This is a genomic window from Pseudomonas sp. zfem005 (assembly GCF_032621735.1).
In the GTDB taxonomy this organism is placed as follows: Bacteria; Pseudomonadota; Gammaproteobacteria; order Pseudomonadales; family Pseudomonadaceae; genus Metapseudomonas; species Metapseudomonas solani.
On sequence record NZ_JAVYJE010000024.1, the window covers coordinates 1 to 22801 of the forward strand.

Here is a 22801-nt window from a genome sequence, read left to right on the forward strand (position 1 = left end):
CGAAGCCGGTACCCCCATCGCCAACTACGCCTACAACGCCCTCGGCCAGCGCGTGCTGAAAGACGTGCTGCAAGGCACCGCACACACGCCCTACACCTACCTCTACGGCCCGGATGGCCAGGTGCTCGGCCAGGTGCGCTACACCAGCAGCGGCAAGAAGAGCAAAGCCAGCTACTACGTCTGGCTCGACAGCCTGCCCATCGCCCAGATCGACCTGAGCTACGACGCCGCCGGCACCACCATCGCCAGCACCACCCTCACCTACCTGCACAGCGACCACCTCAACACCCCACGCCTGGCCACCAACCAGGGCGGCAGCCTGGTGTGGAGCTGGCAGAGCGATGCCTTTGGTGTAGGGCAGCCCAATACCTATGGCGGCAATATCGATGTGATCCTGCGCTTCCCCGGGCAAGTCGCCGATGCGCACAGTGCGCTCTACTACAACTACTTCAGGGATTACGATCCGGAGACGGGCCGGTATGTGGAGAGTGATCCGATTGGGTTGGATGGGGGGCTGAATACTTATGGTTATGTGGGGGGGAATCCGCTTATATCGGTTGACTACTATGGTTTATCAGCAATGAGTCAAGCCGCTGGCAATGCGGTAGCAGGAATAATTGCTGGAACAGCGGCAGGCTCAACAGGGCATCAGAGTGATTCGACCCTAGGTGAGTGGGGCGAGGGAGGAGGCAGCTCAGGCAGAGAGAGGGAGAGTCGGGACCAGAATGCGGTTTATAAAGGCCGACAAACCACACCTAACCCTATTTCACACGGTGAAGAGAATAGGATTATTAAAATGGGAAATTTTCCTCCCATGCATGACTGTGAAGCTCTTAAGAGGGCAATCCATAATCTTAGAAAAACAATTGAATGGCGACGCGGAGACCTTAATCCAGCAGAGCGAGGCACGATGAATTATGTCGGTCACGTTACAAGAATAAGGATTTTGAGGGAAACACTTGGAGCTTTAGAGCGCGCGTATAGGTCACGTTGTGGCGACCCTGCAGAGTGTGGAAGCGCTAACTAGGATACCAATGAATGCATACTGATAAAGAATACTTATGGCTGGATGGATTCCTTTCTGCACTTTCAACAATTTGCGGATCTGGAAAATACTCATCTGGCGCTATGGTTCTCGAGCTTAACACTGATGACCTAGTCGAGTCTTTACGTAAATTTCTAGGGGATGGTGAGTTTGAGTTGGTCGAAAGCAGCCATGTTTTTGATGAGCCACAAGTGATAGAGCATATAGAGCCATGGCTTGAAACTTACCTGCATGGTTTCTTGGAGAATACTCTCATCACTGAGAGTGGTAACACCTCTGACCTAGAGAGCCTAGTAGAATATGTGCGCTGGAAAATAATTGAAGGGATATATAGAGTTTGCGATCCAACCATGGGTAAATGTTTCTTTTTGAAATCAGTTATTTTAGAAAACAATTGCTCATACGTAATCATCCCTACTCCTGACAAACATCTGGTTTTGGTTTTTTCAGAGCCAATCTAGTAAAAGACACGCCTTACTAATCGCTCCAAAAAAATGCTAACTGCACTTATACCGCCGCACATCACTAATTATTAGCAATGTGCGGCGGTCTTGATCAGGTAGTGGAGAGCCATTACTTCACCCCTCACGGAGTATAGTTATCAGGACGCACTCTGTTTCGTTTTCAGCGACAATAACCAACCACCGCGCAACTGCACTAAAGCTTCGGTGCGGATTCAAGGCGATCAATGCCTTGACCGGTTATAGATTTGATTACGATAAACTGGCAACTGAAATAGTCGGTTTACTGCGAAGTCACTACCTGCGCCAGCCTGCTTGAAATAGCCTGCTCCGCTCCTTGCCCTCTGCCCCTCGCCTCCCTATCCTGCCCCGACCACGGTAAATCCCGTGGTCGGGTTTGACAGCCCGAAACACTGGTGGCTTTCCCTCTTATCACTGGAGCTCCACCATGCATGACGTACAGTTCCCACTCGCTATCTACGACCCCGCTCATCCCCTCCACGTATCCACAAAGGAGGTCTCGGCATGAACAGCGCCCCTTTGATCGATTACAAAGAGCAACGCATCCAGCAGCTGGTCGACCACCTCGACACGCGACTGCACACCACCCAGGTGATGGCGGAGTTGCTCCTGGATTTCGCGGCCTTGCGCGACGGCGCCGACTACTCCTACCTCAGCCGGTACCGGGAAGGGGCCTTGATGGACGCGATGGTCCATCTGTCGCGTAACAACTATGAAGACTTCTGCAAACTGGCAGAGTTGGCGCAGTTGCCGGGTAAATAGCCGGGGCCCTGATCTATTCCCTATGAAGGGATCGCCAGGGGCAACGACGTTGCCCCTGGCAAATAACCGCTCCCAACAAACCCGGCCGCCGACCACCGGCCTCCCCTCCTCCACGGATTCAGGCCTCTCTCACAGAATTCCCTCCCCAGCTCCCCCGATAATCGCGGCCTCAAGTACAACCCCATCCCCCCCCCATCCGCTGCCGCCGGCAGCCGATGGAATGAGCCCGACAGGACGCACCATGGCCAACGCCCCGAGCCCCGCTCTCGCCGCAATCGATTACGACCGCATCCAGGCCCTGCTGAACTCGGAGTACGTGGAAGAGCACTTCCACGCGTACATCGAAGGCAATGACAACGATGAGTGGGTGACCCTCGAACTTGACGATGGCGAGGAGACGGAGGCGTTCGTCGTGTTCGACCAGCACCGCATCCGCGTCGCGGTGGAGAATTTCGACAGCCCGGCCGCCAGGAACGGGCACAGCGACCACCGCCACTACATCTTCAAGCTGGTGGACCACGAGACCCGCGAGTACGAGGTGCGCTACCAGCCCGTCGAGGTGGATGCAGAGGGCGAGGACACGCTCGATACCTTCCCCATCGCCGAGCAGAGCGCGGCGATCCAGGAAAGCGCCGTGAAGCACTTCGAGGCGCTGGAGGCCTACATCGCCGCCAAGGACGAGCAGCTGACCAACATCAAGGCCAGCCTGCCGCCGGCGATGATTCTCAACGTGCTGGGCAACATGGAGTCCTTCGATGCGCTGAAGTCGGAGTTCGAGGAAATGGCCGCCGCAGCCTTCGTCGACACCTATCGCCTGGACCCGGAGTTCAGCGAACTGGTGAACGACGACCGCATGCTCCGCTCCTACTCGGCCTGCATGGACCGCACCGAGCCCTCGATGACCGACCAGGACTGGGAGAACATCGAGAACCACACCGCCTCCGCCTACTTCATCGTGCGCAACATCTTCTCCGAGCGGACGCGCATCTCGGTCTCGATGGTGACGGCCCGCTGCCTGGGCAACCTGATCGACAAGGGCATGATCACCGCCGCCAAGATCGAGACCGCCGGCCTCGCCCATGGCCTCGTGCGCTGGCGCGAGCTGATCACCCAGATGACCGACGCGGTGGAGCAGCGCGACCAGAAGGCCATGCTGCTGGCCCTGTACAAGATGTTCGTGCGCAAGCCCATCAGCGACGACGACAAGCTCTACACCTGCGGCATGCAGAACCTGGGGCTGCCGGACTTCGTGATCGCCTTCGGCGAGGATGCGGAGCCGTCGGAGCAGGAGCAGATCGACTCGGTCGCGCGCTTCGAGAAGGCCTTCCTGGCGACCTTCGGCCTGGAGGAAGCCAGCGAGCCGCTCACTCCCTACAAGAAGCGCCCCGACTTCGGCTACAAGCTCGGCGACCTGCGCCACAACCCCTTCGGCTATACCCTGATCGGCTGAGTCGGCGCCTTCGGCCATGCAACGAGCCCGCTCCGTGGAGCGGGCTTTTTTTCGGCTGCCAGCGACTCCACTCCGGTGCTCGCCGGATCGGCCTACCAACCCGGCCGATACCCCACCCAGCCCCTGAAGGTGAAGCCGGCGTAGAACAGCTCCACCCCCTCGAAACCGGCCTGGCGAAGCAGCGCCTCATCCTGCTCGGGCGAGAACAGCGGCAACCGCTCGCTGATGGCCGCGATCGCACTCCCGGCCTGAGCCGCAGGGACGCCGGAAGCCGTGGCGAAGGCCGCGTAGCGCCTAAGCCAGCGCGTACGTTCTTCAAGCGGTTGCGCAACGCTGTGGTGGGCGACCACCAGCGGCGCGCCGGGCTTCAGGCGCAGCAGCAGCTCCCGGAGCGTGCGCAGGCGCTCCGCCTCCGGCAGGAAGTGCAGCGTGAGCAGGCAGGTGGCGCCGTCGAAGGGCTCAAGGGAAGTCGATTCGATATACCCCTCGTGCAGGTCCACGCGCGCCTCAAGATCGCCCAGGGTCTGGCGGGCCAGGGCGAGCATTTCCGCCGACGGGTCCACCCCGACGAAGCGCCAGCCGGGCTGCGCCTCGGCGAATACCTTCAGCTCCAGGCCGCCGCCGGCGCCGAGCACCAGCACCCGGCCCTGCGCAGGCACCCGCTCGGCCAGCAGAATGCTCGCCATCCGCTGCAAGGCATGGAACCCGGGCACCTGGCGGACAGGCCCCTCCGCGTAGCGGGCGACGGCCTGCGGGTCGGAAAACGCTTGCATGGGCGCCTCCACCATCAGTGGCTGTCGAAGATCAGTGACTGATGCGCGGCGGCACCGGCCAAGGTCCCGTCGCCCACCGCCAGGGGCACCGAGCCGCCCATCCGCGCTGCGTCGCCACAGGCGTAGACGCCCTTCACACTGGTCGCCTTCATGGCATCGGTGCGGATGATCCGCCCGTAGAAGCCCTCGTCGAACTCGCAGCCCAGCATCTGCGGCAGCGCGCTGGCGACATCGATGCGGGTGGGCACGAACAGGCCATCCAGGCTGATCACCCGCCCGTCGTGCAGCACCACATCCAGCTCACCATCAATGCGTTGCACAGGCTCGCGCTCCAGTGTCACGCCGCGCGCGGCGAGCGTGGCCAGTTGCTCCGGGTCGGGCTCGAAAGCCTCGTTGAGGAACAGCGTCGTGCGGCCCCAATCCGGCAGCAGCAGCGCCAGGTGCATGGACATGGCAGACGTGGCGATGACGCCGATCCGCCCCTGCTGCAGCTCGTAGCCGTGGCAGTACGGACAATGGAACACCCGGTTGCCCCAACGCTCGGCCAAGCCGGGAATCTCGGGCAGCTGATCCACCACCCCGCCAGCGAAGATGATCCGCCGCGCCTCACGCGGCTCCGCACCTTCGATGTCGACACGCAAGCCCCGCTCCGTCAGCGCAGCGGCGACGGCCTTGCCGGTCAGCCAGTCGACCGTTTCGTAGGCCATCACTTGCTCGCGCCCCAACCGGGCGATGGCGGCCGGGTCATTGCCGTCCTGGGTCAGGAAGCCATGGGAATGCGCGGCGAAGCGGTTGCGCCGCAGCCCCTCGTCCACCACCAGGATGCGCCGGCGTGCCCGCGCCAGGGGCATGGCCGCCGACAGGCCCGCATAGCTGCCACCGATGATGATCACGTCGTACTGCATCGCTGCCACTCCTCTTCTGCTCGCCCGGAGCCAACTCAGTCGGCCGGCCGAAAGTCATGAAACTTTTAGAGCTACATGATAGAGCGAGGATTTTTTATCACGCAACTTATAAAGTGGCGTCATTCATTCCACCTGACGCAAGCCGCAACAGAGGCAACTCGATGAGAAAGGACAGCAGGCTCTCCCGCATGCTCCACGTGCTGCTGCACATGGCCCGCCACGACCAGCCCTTCACCTCGGAGCAGATCGCCCGGATGCTGGACACCAACCCAGTGGTCGTCCGCCGCACCATGGCCGGCCTGCGACAGGCCGGCTACGTAAGCTCCGAGAAAGGCCACGGCGGTGGCTGGACGCTGGCCGGGGATCTCGAAACCATCACCCTGCTGGACATCCACAATGCCGTCGGCGGCCCGAGGATCTTCGCCATCGGCATCGAGAACGAAACCCCGGAATGCGCCGTCGAGCGCGTGGTCAACGCCGCCCTGGAAGACGCCCTGAACCAGGCCGAGGCCCTGCTCATCGACCGTCTCGGCGCCATCACCCTGGCGGAGCTGGCCCGCGACTTCGACGTGCTGTGCAAGGTGAGCGGCTGGGGGATCGAAGGGCGGCATGAGGAGTAATTCCGCGCCGTCCCTGTAGGGGCGACTTCAGTCGCCCTTCGCGAGCAGAGCTCGCTCCTACGTCCATGCTCCTGTGTGGGAGCGAATTCATTCGCGAGTTGCCCGGCACCGAGGTCTCATAGTTGAAATCGCGCCAGCCCGGCAGCCCGCAAGAACGATCAAATCCCCCCTTTGCTCCCCTGCTAACGTCGCCCCGTCTTCAACAAATGGCTGCCGGAGTCCGGGTACGCCTTCGCCGACGCCCCGGAGTTCGAGCGATACAGCGCCGATTTCGAGCCGATGGAGGGGACGGGGTTCGTGGAGGTGTGGGTGCCGGTGGTGCGTCGCAGCCAAGCCCCGTAGGTCGGGTGCAACCCGACACCCTGAGCACGGGAACATCGCGGGTTTCCCCCCCTACGCGGGCACCTCGGCCCTACCCCACCCGCAACCAGATCACCGAGGCATCGTCGCTGGCCTTGAAGCGCGGATAGCGCAGGCAGGCGGCGTCTTCGAGCTCGATGCGCCGCAGCTCGGCGGCCAGGGGCAGCAGGCCGCTCTCGAGCACGCGGGCCACCAGGGTGGCGGCGTCGTAGTGGCGGTAGGTGTCGAACAGCGCGGCGAAGCCATCGGTCATCAGCAGCAGGTCGTCACCCCTGGCCAGCGGCGCGCGGGCGTAGTGCATGCCCGCCTTCGCCTGCTCGGCGTCGACGCTCAGCACCGCCTTCGGGCGTTCGCGGGCGGCGCGGCGGTCGGCCAGCACGTGGGCGCTGCGCACGTTGTCGGCACCGGTGCCCGGGCCCAGGGCCGCGGCTTCGGCCTGTTCGGTGTCGCGGTTCGGCTCGGGGGTGAGGAAGGCGACGCCGCTGGCGCTGCGGTGGATGACGACGCAGTCGCCGAGATGGCCGCAGGCGAGGCTTTCGCCCTCGATGGCCACGGCGGCGAGCGAGGCGCGGGGCAACTCCCAGTGGGCGACCGGCTCGCGCTGGCGGTCACGCGCATAGTCCGTGGCGACGCGGTCGAACACCCCGTTGCACAGTTCCGCCAGCGGGCCCGAGGCACCGGCGAATGCGCGATGCGCCGAGCCGGCCAGCCAGGCCGCGCCACCGCGCTCGCCCATGAGCCCCGGTTCGCCGAGGTCGGTGGCGCCGTCGATGACCCAGGCATGCTGCTCGGCGCTGCCGATGCGGTCGTCGTTCGGAACCGAGTTCTTGCCCGCGAGGCTGAGGGTCTGGATCAGGTCGAAATGCATGGAGGTCCCTTCAATGGCCAGGCTGAATCAGCGTCGCATTCTAGCCTTCGGTCATTCCGAACAGGGCAGGAAACGGACGAATCAGGGCCGATACCCCTGGGCCAGGAGCCAGCCCTGGAGCTTGCGCCGCGCCTCGGGCGCCTGCTCCGCCAGGGCCTCGGAGAGCCGGCCGCCATGCAGCGCCCGGACGATGGGCGCGAGTGCGATGCCGTCCAGGTGCCAGATGCCCAGGGGCTGGTCGGCGGTGACGACCACTTCGCGCTCCTCGATCAAATCGCCCTGGATGACGGGCCCACGCTCGACCCGCAGCTGGCCCACATCGGCTGGCACGTGCAGCGGCTCGGCATCCGGCCAGGCACTGCGTTCGCGCCAGAACGGCTGCTCCGCCCAGCGCCGCTCCAGGGCGTAGAAATCACGACCGGTGCGGGCGAAGCGCAGGAACGATTGCTCCACCCGCCGCTGGTGGAAGCGCTGCGCCAAGCCGGCGCGCTCGGGCCGTTGCAGCAGGGTGTTGATCACCGCCGGCGCCTGCAGCGCGGAGGACAGGGACTGGAAGATGCCATTGCCCGAAAGCGGGTCCACCGCCATGGCGGCATCGCCCACGCGCAGCCAGTCCACGCCGCTGGCCTCGTTGAAGAGAATCGCGGTGCTGCTGCGGGCATGCAGGTCGGCCGGCTGCAACGCAACCTCGCCGAACAGTTCGCGCGCCAGGGCAGACTCACTGCGGCGCTGTGCGCACCAGGCCGGCAGTTGCTCCTTGGGCGGCAGGTCGCGGGCGTCCAGGGTGATCTGCCAGTAGCAGCGCCCGTCCTCCCGCCGTGCCATCCAGGCCCAGCCGTCGGCCAGGCTTTCCAGCGCCGAGCCCGGCTGGCCCGGTGCTTCGCGCCAGGTATTGAGCAGGCTGAGGGTTTCCGGCCCACGCAGGCGCCCCCCCGCCAGCGGTGCCTGGCGACCTCGGGCTTCCACCAGGAAATCCGCACGCAGCGGCTCGCCGCCGTCGAGATGCACGAGGTGCCCCCGCTCCAGCGCCTCGACCCGCAGCACCCGCGCTTCCTGCACCGCGATGCCGGCAGCGGCCAGGTCCTCGCGCAGCGCCGCATCGAAGCGCGGGCGATCCAGCAGGCATTCGCGGTTGATCGATTGGCTGCCGGCGCCCCAGGCAACCCGCCGAGCGGACGGCGCATCGGCACAGGCCCGTGCACGGGTGAGCCCGGCGTGACGCAGGCCTTCGAGCACCCGTTGCGACACGCCCTCCAGCGCCGCGAAACGCCGCCACTCGCTGACCACCCGCACCGGGTAGCCCAGCCGTTTCAGCCCCAGGGCGACCGCAGCGCCCGCCGGGCCGGCGCCGAGCACGACGACCTCAGCCATGGCGACGCTCCGGCCCGGTGAAGGCGGCACCGTCGTGCAGCCAGCGCAACACCGCCTCGCGGCCGGCGCCAGGGTGCTCGCGCAGGTAGGCCGCAATGGTTCCGCTCAGCGCAGCGCAGGCCATGCTGGCGCCGGCCGCGCCATTGGCGGCGCGGACATGGGCACCGAAATCGGCCTGGGGGCTGTTCAGCCAGGACCACTGCCCGGGCGCGCAACGGGCATCACCGGTGATGCGGATCACCCCCGGGTAGCCGGCCGGATACACCGCCGCGCCCTGGGCGGGGCTGGAGGCGCAGAGCAGCACACCGGCGCTCTGCACCAGCGCGCAGGCTTCGCGCAGCACGGGGCGGTCATTGCGCAGGCCGAGGCTCATGTTGATCAACGCCACGCCCTGTTCCGCCAGCCAATACAGGGCGGCGGCGACCTGCAACGGGCTGGTCTGCCAACGCTCGCCGAAGACCTGCGCCATGCAGATGCGCGCCGGCGCGCTGGGCGGGCCGATGGCATCCAGCACCAGGGGACCGTGGCCGAGGGCATCGGGCTGCGCCTCGCCTTCCTGCAGCTCGCCGCCCTCCAGCCAGAAGCGTCGGGCCAGCGTCACCCGCGCGACCTGCTCGGGAGCGAAGCCGCTGTCGATGATGCCGATGGCCAGCTCAGTGCCCATGGCTCACCGGCTCCAGGTGCTGCAGGCGGCCCTGCTCCATGCGGAAGGCGAGATCGGCTTCGGCCAGGGTGGAGGCACGGTGGCTGATGAGGATGCGCGTGCGCCCGGCGAAGAGCTGGTCGATGGCGGCGATCACGTCGCGCTCGGTGGCTTCGTCCACCGCCGAGGTGGCCTCGTCCAGCACCAGGATCAGCGGGTCCTGCAACAGCGCGCGGGCGATGGCGATGCGCTGCTTCTGCCCACCGGAAAGCTGCTGGCCACGCTCGCCCAGGGGGTTCTCCAGCCCCAGGGGCAGGGACGCGATCAGGCCATCGAGGCGGGCCAGCCGCGCCACCTGTTCGATGGCCTCGCGGCTGGCATCGGGGGCGGCGTAGGCGAGGTTCTCCGCCAGGGTGCCGCGGAACAGCACGATGTCCTGGCTGACCACGGCGATGCGCCGGCGCAGCTCGAGCAGGTCCAGTTCGCGCAGGTCGGCGCCGTCCAGCAGGATGCGGCCCCGGTCCGGGTCGTAGAAGCGTTGCAGCAGGTCGATCAGGGTGGACTTGCCGACGCCCGACGCCCCGCTGATGGCGACCTTGAGGCCGGCGGGAATGCTCGCGTCCACGCCATCGAGTAGCGCGCCGGCACGCTGTTCGTGGGCGAAGTGCACGCCCTCCAGGCGCAGCGCGCCATAGCCTTCCGGCATCGGCTGCGGCGCGTCGCTCTGGCGCACCGTGACCGGTTCCTGCTGCAGCTCCATCACCCGGCCGAGGCTGACGGTCATCCGCTGCAACGCGACGTACAAGCCCAGCAGGCTCTGCACCGGCCCCACGGCCATGCCCAGGTAGGTGGAGAAGGCGATCAGCGCGCCCAGTTGCCAGGTGCCCTGGATCACCCAGTAGCCGCCGATGAGAAAGGCGCAGGCGCGGGACAGCGAGGTGAGCGTGCCGGGCACCGCATGGGTGAAGAACTCGGTGACCTGCACCCGCAGCAGTTGGCGCATGTAGCCCTGCCCCAAGCCTTCCAGGCGCCGCGCTTCGCGCTGCTGGGCACCGGCGGCCTGGATGAATTTCATCGCCGGCAGGGTTTCCACCAGGAAGGACGACACATCCGCCGAACGCTCGCGCAGGCTGCGCACCTCGCGCTCCACCTTGCGTCGCATCCAGCGCAGCCAGAGCACCTCGATGGGGATCAGCAGCGCCAGCAGCAGCGACAGCTGCCAGGACAGCATGAGCATCAGCGCCACCGCGCCGACCAGGCCGATGACGCTGGAGACGGCGGAGAACAGCGAGTCCACGGCGAAGCGCTGGATCTCCGCCACGTCGCCATCGAGCCGGGAAAGGATGTCGCCCAGGCGCTTGCGCCCGAAGAAGGCCGGCGACAGGCGCTGCAGGTGGCGGTAGAGGTCGTCACGCAGGGCGAAGAGGATGCGCCCCGAGAGCCGCGTGTGCAGGTAGCGGTTGATGCCCGACAGTGCCGTGCCGAGCAGGCCGACCAGGATCATCGCCAGGGCCACCTGCACCAGGGTGCCGAAGTCCCGGGCCAGCAGGCCGTCGTCGATCAGCGTCTTGGTCAGCCAGGGCTGCGCCAGCACCAGGAGGCTGGCGCAGAGGGACAGCCCCAGCAGCGCGGCGATGGCCCGCCCGTGGGGGCGGACGAAGCCGTAGAGCCAGGCCAGGGCACGGCGCAGCAGGTCGGGGTCGCTGGCGTCGACGAGTTTGAGCAGGAGGCGGGTCATGAGGCACAGAAACACTGTAGGGGCGAATTCATTCGCCCAGCAGGCCGGAGGGCTGCCAACGGGGCAACTACGTTGCCCTTGGCGAATGAATTCGCCCCTACAAGAACAATATGCTCCTGCATGGAACTCATCCCCTGAGCTGCTTCAGCTTGCGATACAGCGTCGCGCGGCTGATGCCCAGGGCGTCGGCGGCAGCGGAGACATTGCCCTGGTGGCGCTCCAGGGCGCTGCGGATCAACTCCAGCTCGTTCTCGCGGATGCTTCCGGGCTGGCGACGGCTGCTGGTCAGCTCGTCCAGCAGGCTGTCGGTGAGGTGGTCCAGGCCCAGCGTCCGTTCGCCGGGCTCGCGCATGGCCAGGGCCGAGCGCAGCACCATTTCCAGTTGGCGGATATTGCCCGGCCAGTCGTAGCCGGTGAGCAGTTCGGCCAGGTCCTTGTCCAGGCTCATGCCGGGTTCGCCGAGGCGCGCCAGCACCTCGGCGATGAGGGTGGCCAGGTCATCGCGCTCACGCAGCGACGGCAGGCGCAGGCTCACGCCATTGACGCGGTAGTAGAGGTCTTCGCGGAACTGCCCGCCCTGCACCAGGCGCGGCAGGTCGCGGTGGGTGGCGCAGATCACGGCGATATCCAGCTCCTGCTCCTCGCCCGCGCCCAGCGGTGCGACGCGGCGCTCCTGCAGCACGCGCAGCAGGCGCGCCTGCAGGGCCAGGGGCATGTCGCCGATCTCGTCGAGGAACAGCGTGCCGCCCTGGGCCTGCATCACCCGGCCGACCATGCCGCCCTTGCGCGAGCCGGTGAAGGCGCCCTCGCGGTAGCCGAAGAGTTCGGATTCGATCAGCCCTTCGGGGATCGCCGCGCAGTTCACCGCGACGAAAGGCTTGCCCGCCCGTGCACTGGCCTGGTGCAAGGCACGGGCGACCACCTCCTTGCCGGTGCCGGTTTCGCCCAGCAGCAGCACCGGCAGCTCGCCGGCCAGCCCCTGGCGAGCCATGCGCAAGGCCCGAGCCAGGCGCGCATTGCCGCCGGCCAGGGCTTCCAGCTCCGGCGCGGGCGTGGCGGTCGGCCTGGCCGGTGCCACCGGGGCAACACCGATGTGCCGGGGCAGGTGCAGGGCACGGAAGAAGAACTCGCCGCGCGGGGTCTGCACGCTGCCCACGCCGCCTTGCAGCAGGCGCGCGAGGAAGCCCGAGGCGCGGGCGCCGAGCAGCTCCTCGCAGCGGTGCCCCAGCAGCGCCTGGCGCTCCACCCGCAGCAGGTTGCAGGCCTGGTCGTTGGCGGCCAGCAACTCGCCGTCCAGGCTCAGGGCCAGCAGGCCGTGCCAGGCGGAGCCGAGGTATTGCGGGCGTGAATGGAAGGCCAGCACCAGGTGCTGGGGGTAGCTGAGGCCGAACAGGCGGCTCTCGATATTGCCGGCCGCCAGCAGCAGCGTGGCGAAGCTGTCGCGGGGCTCGGCGAGGTGGCCTTCGCGGGTCAGGTCGATGACGCCGACCACGCGGCCGTGGGGGTCCTTGAGCGGCACCGAGGTGCAGGCGAAGCGGCTGAGGCGGTCCAGGTAATGCTCGCCGCTGTTGATCAGGGTCGGCCGGCCCTCGACCACGGCGGTGCCCAGGGCGTTGGTGCCGCGCAGGGATTCGCTCCAGCAACTGCCCGGGCGCAGGTCGCGCAGGCCGGCGAGCTGCAGGGCGTCGGTCTGCCCTTCGATGGCCAGGACGTTGGCCTGGGCGTCGCCGAGTATCACCAGGCCGCCCTGCCCCTGCTGGCGCACCAGGTATTCGAGTTCGGGGGTGGCGGCGTCGATCAGCAGGCGGTTGCCCGCCAGCAGCAGGTCGAGGTCGCGCAGCTGCTCGATGCCCGCGCCGTCGCCTTCCAGGCAGTCGAGCCCGTGACCGAGGCTGCGCCGCCAGGAGGCGTCGATCTCCTCGCGCAGCACGCCATCAGGGAGGTCGCCTTCGTTCTGCAAACGCAGGCGGGCGAGGCGGGATTGCCGCAGGACATCGTCATTTCTTGTTATTCGCATGTCATTCGTACTCCAGCGCCCTCCTCGCCTGGCCCCTGTGGAGGGGGTTGGCGGCAGGGTCGCCCAGAATGTCTACACCCGCCTTTCGGCGCAGTAAAGAGTCGTGTCGTCCGTTGGCATGGCGAGCAATCTTCGCGCCAGAAGAGGCCAGCGGAACGACCGTGGCGAGCGTTGACAGGCAGGTTCGCACAGGTTTACGTTAACGTAAAGGTAAACACAGCCGAGCCCGTTTCCATGTCCAAGACCTACAGCATTTCCGACCTCGCCCGCGAACTGGATGTGACCACCCGCGCCATCCGCTTCTACGAGGAGCAGGAGATGCTCTTCCCCGAACGCCGGGGCCAGGAACGCATCTACAGCCCCAAGGACCTGGTGGCGCTGAAGCTGATCCTGCGCGGCAAGCGCATCGGCTTCTCCCTCGCCGAGTGCAAGGAGCTGATCGACCTCTACGACCCGAGCAGCGGCAACCGCAAGCAGCTGGAGACCTTCATGGAGAAGATCGCCGCCCGCCGCGCGCAGCTGGAACAGCAACTGCTCGACATCCAGCAGATGCAACTGGAGCTGGACACCGCCGAGGAACGCTGCCTGGCCGCCCTCGCCGAAACCAAGAAACAGGGCGCCAGCGCCTGACCCGACAACCCGTTTCCCGACAATCACAAGCACAGGTGGAACCATGACTTACCCGAGCCTGAACTTCGCCCTCGGCGACACCATCGACATGCTGCGCGAGCAGGTGCAAGCCTTCGTCGCCGCCGAACTGGCGCCCCGCGCGGCCCAGGTGGACAGCGAAAACGCCTTCCCCATGGACATGTGGAAGAAGTTCGGCGAGATGGGCCTGCTCGGCGTCACCGTGCCCGAGGAATTCGGCGGCGCGGGCCTGGGCTACCTGGCCCACGTGGTGGCCATGGAGGAGATCAGCCGCGGCTCCGCTTCGGTCGCCCTCTCCTACGGCGCCCACTCCAACCTCTGCGTCAACCAGATCAACCGCAACGGCAACGCCGAGCAGAAGCACAAGTACCTGCCCAAGCTGATCAGCGGCGAGCACGTCGGCGCCCTGGCCATGAGCGAGCCCAACGCCGGCTCCGACGTGGTCTCCATGAAGCTGCGCGCCGACCGCAAGGGCGACCGCTTCGTGCTCAACGGCAGCAAGACCTGGATCACCAACGGCCCCGACGCCAACACCTACGTGATCTACGCCAAGACCGACCTGGAGAAGGGCCCACACGGCATCACCGCCTTCATCGTCGAGCGCGACTGGAAGGGGTTCTCCCGCAGCAACAAGTTCGACAAGCTCGGCATGCGCGGCTCCAACACCTGCGAGCTGTTCTTCGATGACGTGGAAGTGCCGGAGGAGAACATCCTCGGCGTGCTCAACGGCGGCGTCCGGGTGCTGATGAGCGGCCTCGACTACGAGCGCGTGGTGCTCTCCGGCGGCCCCACCGGGATCATGCAAGCGTGCATGGACGTGGTGGTGCCCTACATCCACGACCGCAAGCAGTTCGGCCAGAGCATCGGCGAGTTCCAGCTGATCCAGGGCAAGGTCGCCGACATGTACACCCAGCTCAACGCCAGCCGTGCCTACCTCTACGCCGTGGCCCAAGCCTGCGACCGTGGCGAGACCACCCGCAAGGACGCCGCGGGGGTGATCCTCTACACCGCCGAGCGCGCCACCCAGATGGCCCTGGACGCGATCCAGATCCTCGGCGGCAACGGCTACATCAACGAATTCCCCGCCGGCCGCATGCTGCGCGACGCCAAGCTCTACGAGATCGGCGCCGGCACCAGCGAAATCCGCCGCATGCTGATCGGGCGCGAGCTGTTCAACGAAACCAAGTAAACGAACTAGCTGGAAGCCAGAAGCTGGAAGCCGGACGCATGCACTGCCCTCTTCCAGCCTCCAGCTTCCGGCTTCAAGCCCGCGGAGCCCCGAATGACCATTCTCACTACACAGCTGAATCCGCGCTCCCCCGAATTCGCCGCCAACGCCGCGGCCATGGGCGAGCAGGTCGACGCGCTGCGCGAGCTGCTGGCGCGCGTCCATGAAGGCGGCGGTGCCAAGGCCCAGGAACGCCACACCTCGCGCGGCAAGCTGCTGCCGCGCGAGCGCATCAACCGCCTGCTCGACCCCGGCTCGCCCTTCCTCGAGATCGGCCAGCTGGCCGCCCACGAGGTGTATGGCGAGGACGTACCCGCCGCCGGCGTGGTGGCCGGCATCGGCCGCGTGGAAGGCGTCGAATGCATGATCGTGGCCAACGACGCCACGGTGAAAGGCGGCTCCTACTACCCGCTGACGGTGAAGAAGCACCTGCGCGCCCAGGCCATCGCCCGCGAGAACCGCCTGCCCTGCATCTACCTGGTGGACTCCGGCGGCGCCAACCTGCCGCGCCAGGACGAGGTCTTCCCCGACCGCGAGCACTTCGGCCGCATCTTCTTCAACCAGGCCAACATGAGCGCCCTCGGCATCCCGCAGATAGCCGTGGTCATGGGCTCGTGCACCGCCGGCGGCGCCTACGTGCCGGCGATGAGCGACGAAACCATCATGGTGCGCAACCAGGCCACCATCTTCCTCGCCGGCCCGCCGCTGGTGAAGGCCGCCACCGGCGAGGTGGTGAGCGCCGAGGACCTGGGCGGTGCCGACGTGCACTGCAAGACCTCCGGCGTCGCCGACCACTACGCCGAGGACGACGCCCACGCCCTGGCCCTGGCCCGGCGCAGCATCGCCAACCTCAACTGGCGCAAGCTCGGCCAGCTCAACCACCGCCAGCCGCTGCTGCCACGCTATGCGGCGGAAGAGCTGTACGGGGTGATCCCGGCGGACGCCAAGCAACCCTTCGACGTGCGCGAAGTGATCGCGCGCCTGGTGGACGGCTCCGAGTTCGATGAATTCAAGGCCCTGTTCGGCACCACCCTGGTGTGCGGCTTCGCCCATCTCAACGGCTACCCGATCGCCATCCTCGCCAACAACGGCATCCTCTTCGCCGAGGCCGCGCAAAAAGGCGCGCACTTCATCGAACTGGCCTGCCAGCGCGGCATCCCGCTGCTGTTCTTGCAGAACATCACCGGCTTCATGGTCGGCCAGAAGTACGAGGCCGGCGGCATCGCCAAGCACGGCGCCAAGCTGGTCACCGCCGTGGCCTGCGCCAGGGTGCCCAAGTTCACCGTGATCATCGGCGGCAGCTTCGGCGCCGGTAACTACGGCATGTGCGGCCGCGCCTACGACCCGCGCTTCCTGTGGATGTGGCCCAACGCGCGCATCGGCGTGATGGGCGCCGAGCAGGCCGCCGGGGTGCTGGCCCAGGTCAAGCGCGAGCAGAGCGAACGCGCCGGGCAGGTGTTCAGCGCCGAGGAGGAGGCCCGCCTCAAGCAGCCGATCCTCGACCAGTACGAGCGCCAGGGGCACCCCTACTACTCCAGCGCGCGGCTCTGGGACGACGGCGTGATCGACCCGGCGCAGACCCGCGAGGTGCTCGCCATGGCGATCTCCAGCGCGCTCAACGCGCCGATCGAGCCGACCACCTTCGGCGTGTTCCGGATGTGAAAAAACCAGCCGCAAGCTGCAAGCCGCAAGCCCCAAGGGGCGCGGCTCGCACTTGCAGCTTGCCGCTTGAAACGTGCAGCTGGGGAACCCCATGACCGACTTCGACACCCTGCAACTGGAGTTCGCCGACAACGGCGTCGCCACCCTCTGGCTCAACCGCCCGGAGAAGAACAACGCCTTCAACGCCGGCATGATCCGCGAGCTGATCCTTGCCATCGAAACCGTCAAGAGCGCCGCCAACGTGCGCTTCCTGATGCTGCGCGGCCGGGGCCGGCACTTCTCCGCCGGCGCGGATCTCGCCTGGATGCAGGAGTCCGCGCGCCTCGATTACAACGCCAACCTGGACGACTCCCGCGAGCTGGCCGAGCTGATGTACAACCTCTACCAGCTCAAGGTGCCGACCCTCGCCGTGGTGCAGGGCGCGGCCTTCGGCGGCGCCCTGGGCCTGATCAGCTGCTGCGACATGGCCATCGGTGCCAGCGACGCGCAGTTCTCCCTGTCCGAGGTGCGCATCGGCCTGGCCCCGGCGGTGATCAGCCCCTTCGTGGTCCAGGCCATCGGCGAGCGTGCAGCGCGCCGCTACGCCCTCACCGCCGAACGCTTCAGCGGCGAGCGCGCCCGCGAACTGGGCCTGCTCGCCGAGTGCTACCCGGTGGAGGAACTGGAACAGGCGGTGCAGGACTGGACCGCCAACCTGCTGCTGAACAGCCCCCAGGCCATGCGCGTGAGCAAGGAGCTGATGCGCGAAGTCGGCAGCGGTGCCCTCAGCCCCAACCTGCGCCGCTACACCGAGAACGCCATCGCCCGCATCCGCGTCAGCACCGAGGGGCAGGAAGGGCTCACGGCCTTCCTGGAGAAGCGCAAGCCGAGTTGGCAGACGAACAGCTAGAAGCTGGAAGCCCGAAGCTGGAAGCAGTCGCAGCCAGCACTAGCCCCAGCTCGCCAAAGGAGCAGAACAATGATTACAACCTTGCTGATCGCCAACCGTGGCGAAATCGCCTGCCGGGTGATGCGCACCGCCAAGGCCCTGGGCCTGACCACCGTGGCCGTGCACAGTGAAATCGATCGCCACGCCCGCCACGTGCGCGAGGCGGACATGGCGGTGAACCTGGGGGGCGCCAAGCCCTCGGAAAGCTACCTGCTGGCCGAGCGCATCATCGCCGCCGCCCAGGCCAGCGGTGCCCAGGCCATCCACCCGGGCTACGGCTTCCTCTCCGAGAACGCCGCCTTCGCCCGTGCCATCGAGGCCGCCGGCCTGGTGTTCCTCGGCCCGCCGGCCAGCGCCATCGACGCCATGGGCAGCAAGTCCGCCGCCAAGGCGCTGATGGAGGAAGCCGGCGTGCCCCTGGTGCCCGGCTACCACGGCGAGGCCCAGAACCTGGAGACCTTCCGCACCGCCGCCGAGCGCATCGGCTACCCGGTTCTGCTCAAGGCCGCCGCCGGCGGTGGCGGCAAGGGCATGAAGGTGGTGGAGCGCGAGGCCGAGCTGGGCGAAGCCCTGGCCTCCGCCCAGCGTGAAGCCAAGTCGGCCTTTGGCGACGCGCGCATGCTGGTAGAGAAGTACGTGCTCAAGCCGCGCCACGTGGAAATCCAGGTGTTCGCCGACCGCCACGGCCACTGCCTGTACCTCAACGAGCGCGATTGCTCGATCCAGCGCCGCCACCAGAAGGTGGTCGAGGAAGCCCCCGCTCCCGGCCTGTCGCCGGAGCTGCGCCGCGCCATGGGCGAAGCCGCCGTGCGCGCCGCCCAGGCCATCGGCTATGTCGGTGCCGGCACCGTGGAATTCCTCCTCGACGAGCGCGGCGACTTCTTCTTCATGGAGATGAACACCCGCCTGCAGGTGGAGCACCCGGTCACCGAGGCCATCACCGGCCTGGACCTGGTGGCCTGGCAGATCCGCGTCGCCCGTGGCGAGGCGCTGCCCATCACCCAGGAGCAGGTGCCGCTGAACGGCCACGCCATCGAGGTGCGCCTCTACGCCGAAGACCCGCAGCAGGACTTCCTCCCCGCCAGCGGCCGCCTCGCCCTGTACCGCGAACCCGCCGCCGGCCCCGGCCGCCGGGTGGACAGCGGCGTCGCCGAGGGCGATGAGGTCTCGCCCTTCTACGACCCGATGCTGGCCAAGCTGATCGCCTGGGGTGAAACCCGCGAGGAAGCCCGCCAGCGCCTGCTGGCCATGCTCGATGAAACCGCCGTGGGCGGCTTCGCCACCAACCTGGCCTTCCTCCGCCGCGTGCTGGCCCACCCCGCCTTCGCCGCCGCCGAGCTGGACACCGGTTTCATCGCCCGCCACCAGGAGCAGCTGCTGCCCGCCCCCGCCGCGCGCCCGGAGCTGTTCTGGCAGGCCGCCGCCGAAGCCTTCCGCCAGGGCAGCGCCGCACGCCTGCGCGAGGACGACCCGCACTCGCCCTGGAGCCGCAACGACGGCTGGCGTCCCGGCCTGCCCAGCGAAACCGACCTGCACCTGGCCTGCGGCGACGAACGCCATCTGGTGCGCCTGCGCGGCACCGCGCCGAGCACCCTGCGCCTGGACGGCGAACGCCTGTGGCAGGAACAGGACGGCATCACCTGCCAGCGCCTGGCGATCCGCCGTGGCAACGTCCTCTACCTGGAATGGGACGGCGAGCTGCAACGCGTCGAGCAGGTCGACCCGGTGGCCGAGGCCCAGGCCGCCCACGCCCACCACGGAGGGCTGACGGCGCCCATGAACGGCAGTATCGTGCGCATCCTGGTGGAAGCCGGCCAAGCCGTGGAAGCCGGCACCGCCCTGGTGGTGCTGGAGGCGATGAAGATGGAGCACAGCATCCGCGCGCCCCACGCCGGTACGGTCAAGGCGCTGTACTGCAGCGAAGGCGAACTGGTCGCCGAAGGCACCGCGCTGGTGGAGTTGGAAGAGGCGTGAGCCCACCTCCGTAGGTCCGTAGGATGGGTAGAGCGAAGCGAAACTCATCAACTCCGCGATGGGTTTCGCGGGGCTCTACCCATCCTACGGAAGAATTGCGATGAACCCGGCTCGGCACCGCCGATGAATGAGAGAGAAGACGCGATGACGATTCCCAAGAAGGTCCGCCTGGTCGAAGTCGGCCCCCGCGATGGCCTGCAGAACGAGAAGCAACCCATCAGCGTGGCCGACAAGGTGCGCCTGGTGGACGACCTCTCCGCCGCCGGCCTCGACTACATCGAGGTGGGCAGCTTCGTCTCGCCCAAGTGGGTGCCGCAGATGGCCGGCAGCGCCGAGGTGTTCGCCGGCATCAGCTACCGCCCGGGCGTCACCTACGCCGCCCTGGCGCCGAACATGCGCGGCTTCGAGGCCGCCCTGGAGGCCGGGGTGAAGGAAGTGGCGGTGTTCGCCGCCGCCTCCGAGGCCTTCTCACAGAAGAACATCAACTGCTCCATCGCCGAGAGCCTGGAACGCTTCGTGCCGCTGATGGACGCGGCACGGGCCAACGGCATCCGCGTGCGCGGCTACATTTCCTGCGTGCTGGGCTGCCCCTACGAGGGCGAGGTGCCGGCCGAGCAGGTCGCCGCCATCGCCGCCCAGCTGGACGCCATGGGCTGCTACGAAGTCTCCCTCGGCGACACCATCGGCACCGGCACCGCCGGCGCCACCCGCCACCTGTTCGAAGTGGTGGGCGCCAAGGTGCCGCGCGAACGCCTCGCCGGGCACTTCCACGACACCTACGGCCAGGCCGTGGCCAACGTCCATGCCGGCCTGCTGGAAGGCATCGCGGTGTTCGACAGCTCCGTCGCCGGCCTCGGCGGCTGCCCCTATGCCAAGGGTGCCACCGGCAACGTCGCCACCGAAGACCTGCTCTACCTGCTCAACGGCATGGGCATCGAAACCGGCATCGACATGGACCGCCTGGTGGACACCGGCCAACGCATCTGCGCCGTGCTCGGCAAGGAAAACGGCTCCCGCGTCGCCCGCGCGCTCCTGGCGAAGCGCAGCTGATCCTCTCTCCCACGACCACAACCCGTCGTAGCCCGGACTTCAGTCCGGGGGCTTGTCCAACATCGCTCCCGGGCTGAAGCCCGGGCTACCGGCTCTCTCCTCGTAGGAGCGAATTCATTCGCGATGGGGGCTCCCCAAAAGCCTCGCGGTTGAAACCGCTTCTACGCCTCTCCCCTGTCAGGGCATGACCGGCGGCACGTATTCCAGGGTGCTGCCCAGCGCCCACAGCAGCACCAGCACCAGCGGGATGTGCACCAGCAACTGGACGAAGGAGAAGCCGATCAGGTCGCGCGCCTTCAGGCCCAGCACGCCCAGCAGGGGCAGCATGTAGAAGGGGTTGATCAGGTTCGGCAGCGCCTCGGCGGCGTTGTAGATCTGCACCGACCAGCCCAGGTGGTAGCGCAGCTCGTTGGCCACTTGCATCACGTAGGGCGCCTCGATGATCCACTTGCCGCCACCGGAGGGGATGAAGAAGCCCAGCACGGCGGAGTACACGCCCATCAGCAGCGCGTAGGTGTCGTGGGAAGCGATCTGCACGAAGAAGGTGGAGATGTGGTGCGCCAGGGTCTGGCCGTCGCCGCCGTTCACCGTGGTCATGATCGCGGCGATGGAGCCGTAAAGCGGGAACTGGATCAGCACCCCGGTGGTGGTGGGCACGGCGCGGGCCACGGCGTCGAGGAAGCTGCGCGGGCGCCAGTGCAGCAGCGCGCCGGCCATGATGAACAACAGGTTGTAGGTATTGAGCCCGGAGATGGCAGTGATCGCCGGCTTGCTGGCGAACTCCTGGGCCAGCCAGCCGCCGGCCAGCACCACCAGCATGATGATCAGCAGCGGGCTGTGCTCCAGCCACTCGCCCGGGCGGGTCGGCTTCGGCTGGGGCGGCGCGGTGAAGCTCGGGTCCACGCCACAGGCCTTGGCATCACGGGCACTGGCGGCGCTGGGCGCAGTCATGTAGGCGATGGCCAGGGACACCAGCACCAGCGCCAGCAGCAACACGCCCGACTGCCAGAGGAAGATGGTCTCGGTGAAGGGGATGACGCCGGTGATGGCGAGGATGGACGGCGGCAGGCTGGCCGGGTTGGCCTGCAGCTGCGCGGCCGACGACGACAGCCCCAGGGCCCAGACGGCGCCCAGGCCCAGGTAGGCGGCGGCACCGGCGGCGCGGTAGTCCATCTTGATGTCTTCACGACGGGCCAGGGCGCGCACCAGCAGGCCGCCGAACACCAGGGACAGGCCCCAGTTGAGCAGCGAGGCGACCATGGAGATCAACGCCACCCAGGCCACCGCGGTGCGGCCGTTCTTCGGCACCCGCGCCAGCAGGTCGATGAGCCGCGATGCCGGGCCGGAGCTGGCGACCACATAGCCGCCGATGACCACGAAGGCCATTTGCATGGTGAAGGGGATCAGGCTCCAGAACCCATCGCCGAAGGCCTTGGCCGTGGAGCTGACGGGCGCGCCCATGGCCAGCACGGCGACGGTGACGATCAATACCGCGAGTGCGGCGAACACCCAGGAGTCGGGGAACCAGCGCTCGGCCCAGGCTGAGCAGCGCATGGCGAAACGGGCGGAACGGCTTTCTTCGAGTTGCGTGACCATCGGTCTACCTCACTTTTATTCTTGTCGGCATGGCACGGCCGGGGCCGGGCACCGGATAAGGGTTGGAACCAGCACGGAGGTCTTTGCCCCCTGTTTGCCTGAAACGACGACGCCACGCCCAGGGCGTGGAATGCGTCTTGCCCCGCTCGGTGAGCGGTGCGGTGCGTGATGCAATTCCCGGCGCGGCCTCTATCCGGAGGTCGTCACCGGGCGCAGCGGAGCCCAGCACGGGAGGCTGGGCCGGGTGATGCGTCGGGCCGGGTTCCTCGGCCCGACTGGAGGCTTAACGCTCGATGGCCAGGGCCACGCCCTGCCCGCCGCCGATGCACAGGGTCGCCAGGCCCTTCTTCGCATCGCGCTTGATCATTTCGTGCAGCAGGGTCACCAGCACGCGGCAACCGGAGGCGCCAATGGGGTGGCCAATGGCGATGGCACCGCCGTTGACGTTGACCTTCTCGGCGTCCCAGCCCAGCTCCTTGCCCACCGACAGGGCCTGGGCGGCGAAGGCTTCGTTGGCTTCGATCAGGTCCAGCACCGCCGTTGACGTTGACCTTCTCGGCGTCCCAGCCCAGCTCCTTGCCCACCGACAGGGCCTGGGCGGCGAAGGCTTCGTTGGCTTCGATCAGGTCCAGCTCGCCGAGGTTCCAGCCGGCCTTCTCCAGGCAGCGCTTGGTGGCGGAA

The 22801-nt window shown here is 67.2% G+C and carries 19 protein-coding genes and 2 pseudogenes; 12 read left to right on the top strand and 9 right to left on the bottom strand.

Annotated elements, in window-relative coordinates; all coding sequences use genetic code 11:
- The 4 genes from RTW82_RS31390 to RTW82_RS31405 form a co-directional block, all read left to right on the top strand.
- On the top strand, positions 1–1027 hold a 1027-nt coding region (locus RTW82_RS31390; protein WP_316927551.1), incomplete at its 5' end, for an RHS repeat-associated core domain-containing protein.
- Positions 1028–1038: 11 nt separating this feature from the next.
- Entirely contained in the window at positions 1039–1506 is a 468-nt protein-coding gene (locus RTW82_RS31395) for a hypothetical protein (protein WP_236209926.1), read from the top strand.
- Positions 1507–2031: 525 nt separating this feature from the next.
- The gene (locus RTW82_RS31400) at positions 2032–2289 is read left to right on the top strand and encodes a hypothetical protein (protein ID WP_173180033.1); all 258 of its coding nucleotides are present in this window, start codon (positions 2032–2034) and stop codon (positions 2287–2289) included.
- Positions 2290–2530: 241 nt separating this feature from the next.
- Positions 2531–3739 carry a hypothetical protein gene (locus tag RTW82_RS31405; RefSeq protein WP_316927552.1) on the top strand — a complete coding sequence of 403 codons (1209 nt, stop codon included), beginning with the start codon at positions 2531–2533 and terminating at the stop codon, positions 3737–3739.
- A 92-nt stretch (positions 3740–3831) separates the two neighbouring features.
- Here RTW82_RS31405 and RTW82_RS31410 read toward each other — a convergent pair whose 3' ends face one another.
- Together RTW82_RS31410 and RTW82_RS31415 are read right to left on the bottom strand one after the other, a co-directional pair.
- Positions 3832–4512 (bottom strand): class I SAM-dependent methyltransferase, encoded by a 681-nt coding sequence (locus tag RTW82_RS31410; RefSeq protein WP_316927553.1) that lies wholly within the window; start codon positions 4510–4512, stop codon positions 3832–3834.
- Between the two features lie 14 nt (positions 4513–4526).
- Positions 4527–5417, bottom strand: a complete 891-nt coding sequence (locus RTW82_RS31415; RefSeq protein WP_316927554.1) for an NAD(P)/FAD-dependent oxidoreductase — start codon at positions 5415–5417, stop codon at positions 4527–4529.
- 161 nt (positions 5418–5578) lie between these two features.
- On the opposite strand from RTW82_RS31415, the gene RTW82_RS31420 reads away from it, so the two are divergent.
- Together RTW82_RS31420 and RTW82_RS31425 are read left to right on the top strand one after the other, a co-directional pair.
- Positions 5579–6037 (top strand): Rrf2 family transcriptional regulator, encoded by a 459-nt coding sequence (locus tag RTW82_RS31420; RefSeq protein WP_316927555.1) that lies wholly within the window; start codon positions 5579–5581, stop codon positions 6035–6037.
- 207 nt (positions 6038–6244) lie between these two features.
- Positions 6245–6379 (top strand): annotated as a pseudogene (locus RTW82_RS31425) (AraC family transcriptional regulator); the annotation flags it as partial.
- A 70-nt stretch (positions 6380–6449) separates the two neighbouring features.
- Here RTW82_RS31425 and RTW82_RS31430 read toward each other — a convergent pair.
- The 5 genes from RTW82_RS31430 to RTW82_RS31450 all read right to left on the bottom strand — a co-directional run bounded on the left by RTW82_RS31430 (position 6450) and on the right by RTW82_RS31450 (position 13034).
- Positions 6450–7265 (bottom strand): protein phosphatase 2C domain-containing protein, encoded by an 816-nt coding sequence (locus RTW82_RS31430; RefSeq protein WP_111264197.1) that lies wholly within the window; start codon positions 7263–7265, stop codon positions 6450–6452.
- A gap of 81 nt (positions 7266–7346) precedes the next feature.
- Complete coding sequence (locus tag RTW82_RS31435) at positions 7347–8636, bottom strand: NAD(P)/FAD-dependent oxidoreductase (protein ID WP_316927556.1); 1290 nt, start codon at positions 8634–8636, stop codon at positions 7347–7349.
- Complete coding sequence (locus RTW82_RS31440) at positions 8629–9300, bottom strand: peptidase S8 and S53 subtilisin kexin sedolisin (protein WP_316927557.1); 672 nt, start codon at positions 9298–9300, stop codon at positions 8629–8631. The genes RTW82_RS31435 and RTW82_RS31440 overlap by 8 nt, the downstream gene beginning before the upstream one ends.
- Positions 9290–11017 carry an ABC transporter ATP-binding protein gene (locus RTW82_RS31445; protein WP_316927558.1) on the bottom strand — a complete coding sequence of 576 codons (1728 nt, stop codon included), beginning with the start codon at positions 11015–11017 and terminating at the stop codon, positions 9290–9292. Before RTW82_RS31445 ends, RTW82_RS31440 begins: the two co-directional genes overlap by 11 nt.
- A 127-nt stretch (positions 11018–11144) precedes the next feature.
- Positions 11145–13034 (bottom strand): sigma-54-dependent Fis family transcriptional regulator, encoded by a 1890-nt coding sequence (locus RTW82_RS31450; protein WP_316927559.1) that lies wholly within the window; start codon positions 13032–13034, stop codon positions 11145–11147.
- Positions 13035–13268: 234 nt separating this feature from the next.
- On the opposite strand from RTW82_RS31450, the gene RTW82_RS31455 reads away from it, so the two are divergent.
- From RTW82_RS31455 to RTW82_RS31480, 6 genes are all read left to right on the top strand, one after another.
- The gene (locus RTW82_RS31455) at positions 13269–13664 is read left to right on the top strand and encodes a MerR family transcriptional regulator (protein WP_021218137.1); all 396 of its coding nucleotides are present in this window, start codon (positions 13269–13271) and stop codon (positions 13662–13664) included.
- 43 nt (positions 13665–13707) lie between these two features.
- A complete protein-coding gene (locus RTW82_RS31460) occupies positions 13708–14871 on the top strand; it encodes an isovaleryl-CoA dehydrogenase (RefSeq protein WP_316927560.1) in 1164 nt (387 codons plus the stop codon).
- Positions 14872–14964: 93 nt separating this feature from the next.
- Positions 14965–16572: a carboxyl transferase domain-containing protein gene (locus tag RTW82_RS31465; RefSeq protein ID WP_316927561.1), complete on the top strand. Its 1608-nt coding sequence runs from the start codon at positions 14965–14967 to the stop codon at positions 16570–16572.
- Between the two features lie 91 nt (positions 16573–16663).
- Complete coding sequence (locus tag RTW82_RS31470; protein ID WP_316927562.1) at positions 16664–17461, top strand: gamma-carboxygeranoyl-CoA hydratase; 798 nt, start codon at positions 16664–16666, stop codon at positions 17459–17461.
- A 69-nt stretch (positions 17462–17530) separates the two neighbouring features.
- On the top strand, positions 17531–19474 hold the full coding sequence (locus RTW82_RS31475; protein ID WP_316927563.1) for an acetyl/propionyl/methylcrotonyl-CoA carboxylase subunit alpha: 1944 nt from the start codon (positions 17531–17533) through the stop codon (positions 19472–19474).
- 144 nt (positions 19475–19618) lie between these two features.
- Positions 19619–20524, top strand: a complete 906-nt coding sequence (locus RTW82_RS31480) for a hydroxymethylglutaryl-CoA lyase (RefSeq protein ID WP_316927564.1) — start codon at positions 19619–19621, stop codon at positions 20522–20524.
- 177 nt (positions 20525–20701) lie between these two features.
- Here the strand turns inward: RTW82_RS31480 and RTW82_RS31485 are convergent, their stop codons facing one another.
- Together RTW82_RS31485 and RTW82_RS31490 are read right to left on the bottom strand one after the other, a co-directional pair.
- Complete coding sequence (locus RTW82_RS31485; RefSeq protein WP_184489387.1) at positions 20702–22120, bottom strand: short-chain fatty acid transporter; 1419 nt, start codon at positions 22118–22120, stop codon at positions 20702–20704.
- Between the two features lie 283 nt (positions 22121–22403).
- Positions 22404–22801, bottom strand: a pseudogene (locus tag RTW82_RS31490) (hypothetical protein); the annotation flags it as partial.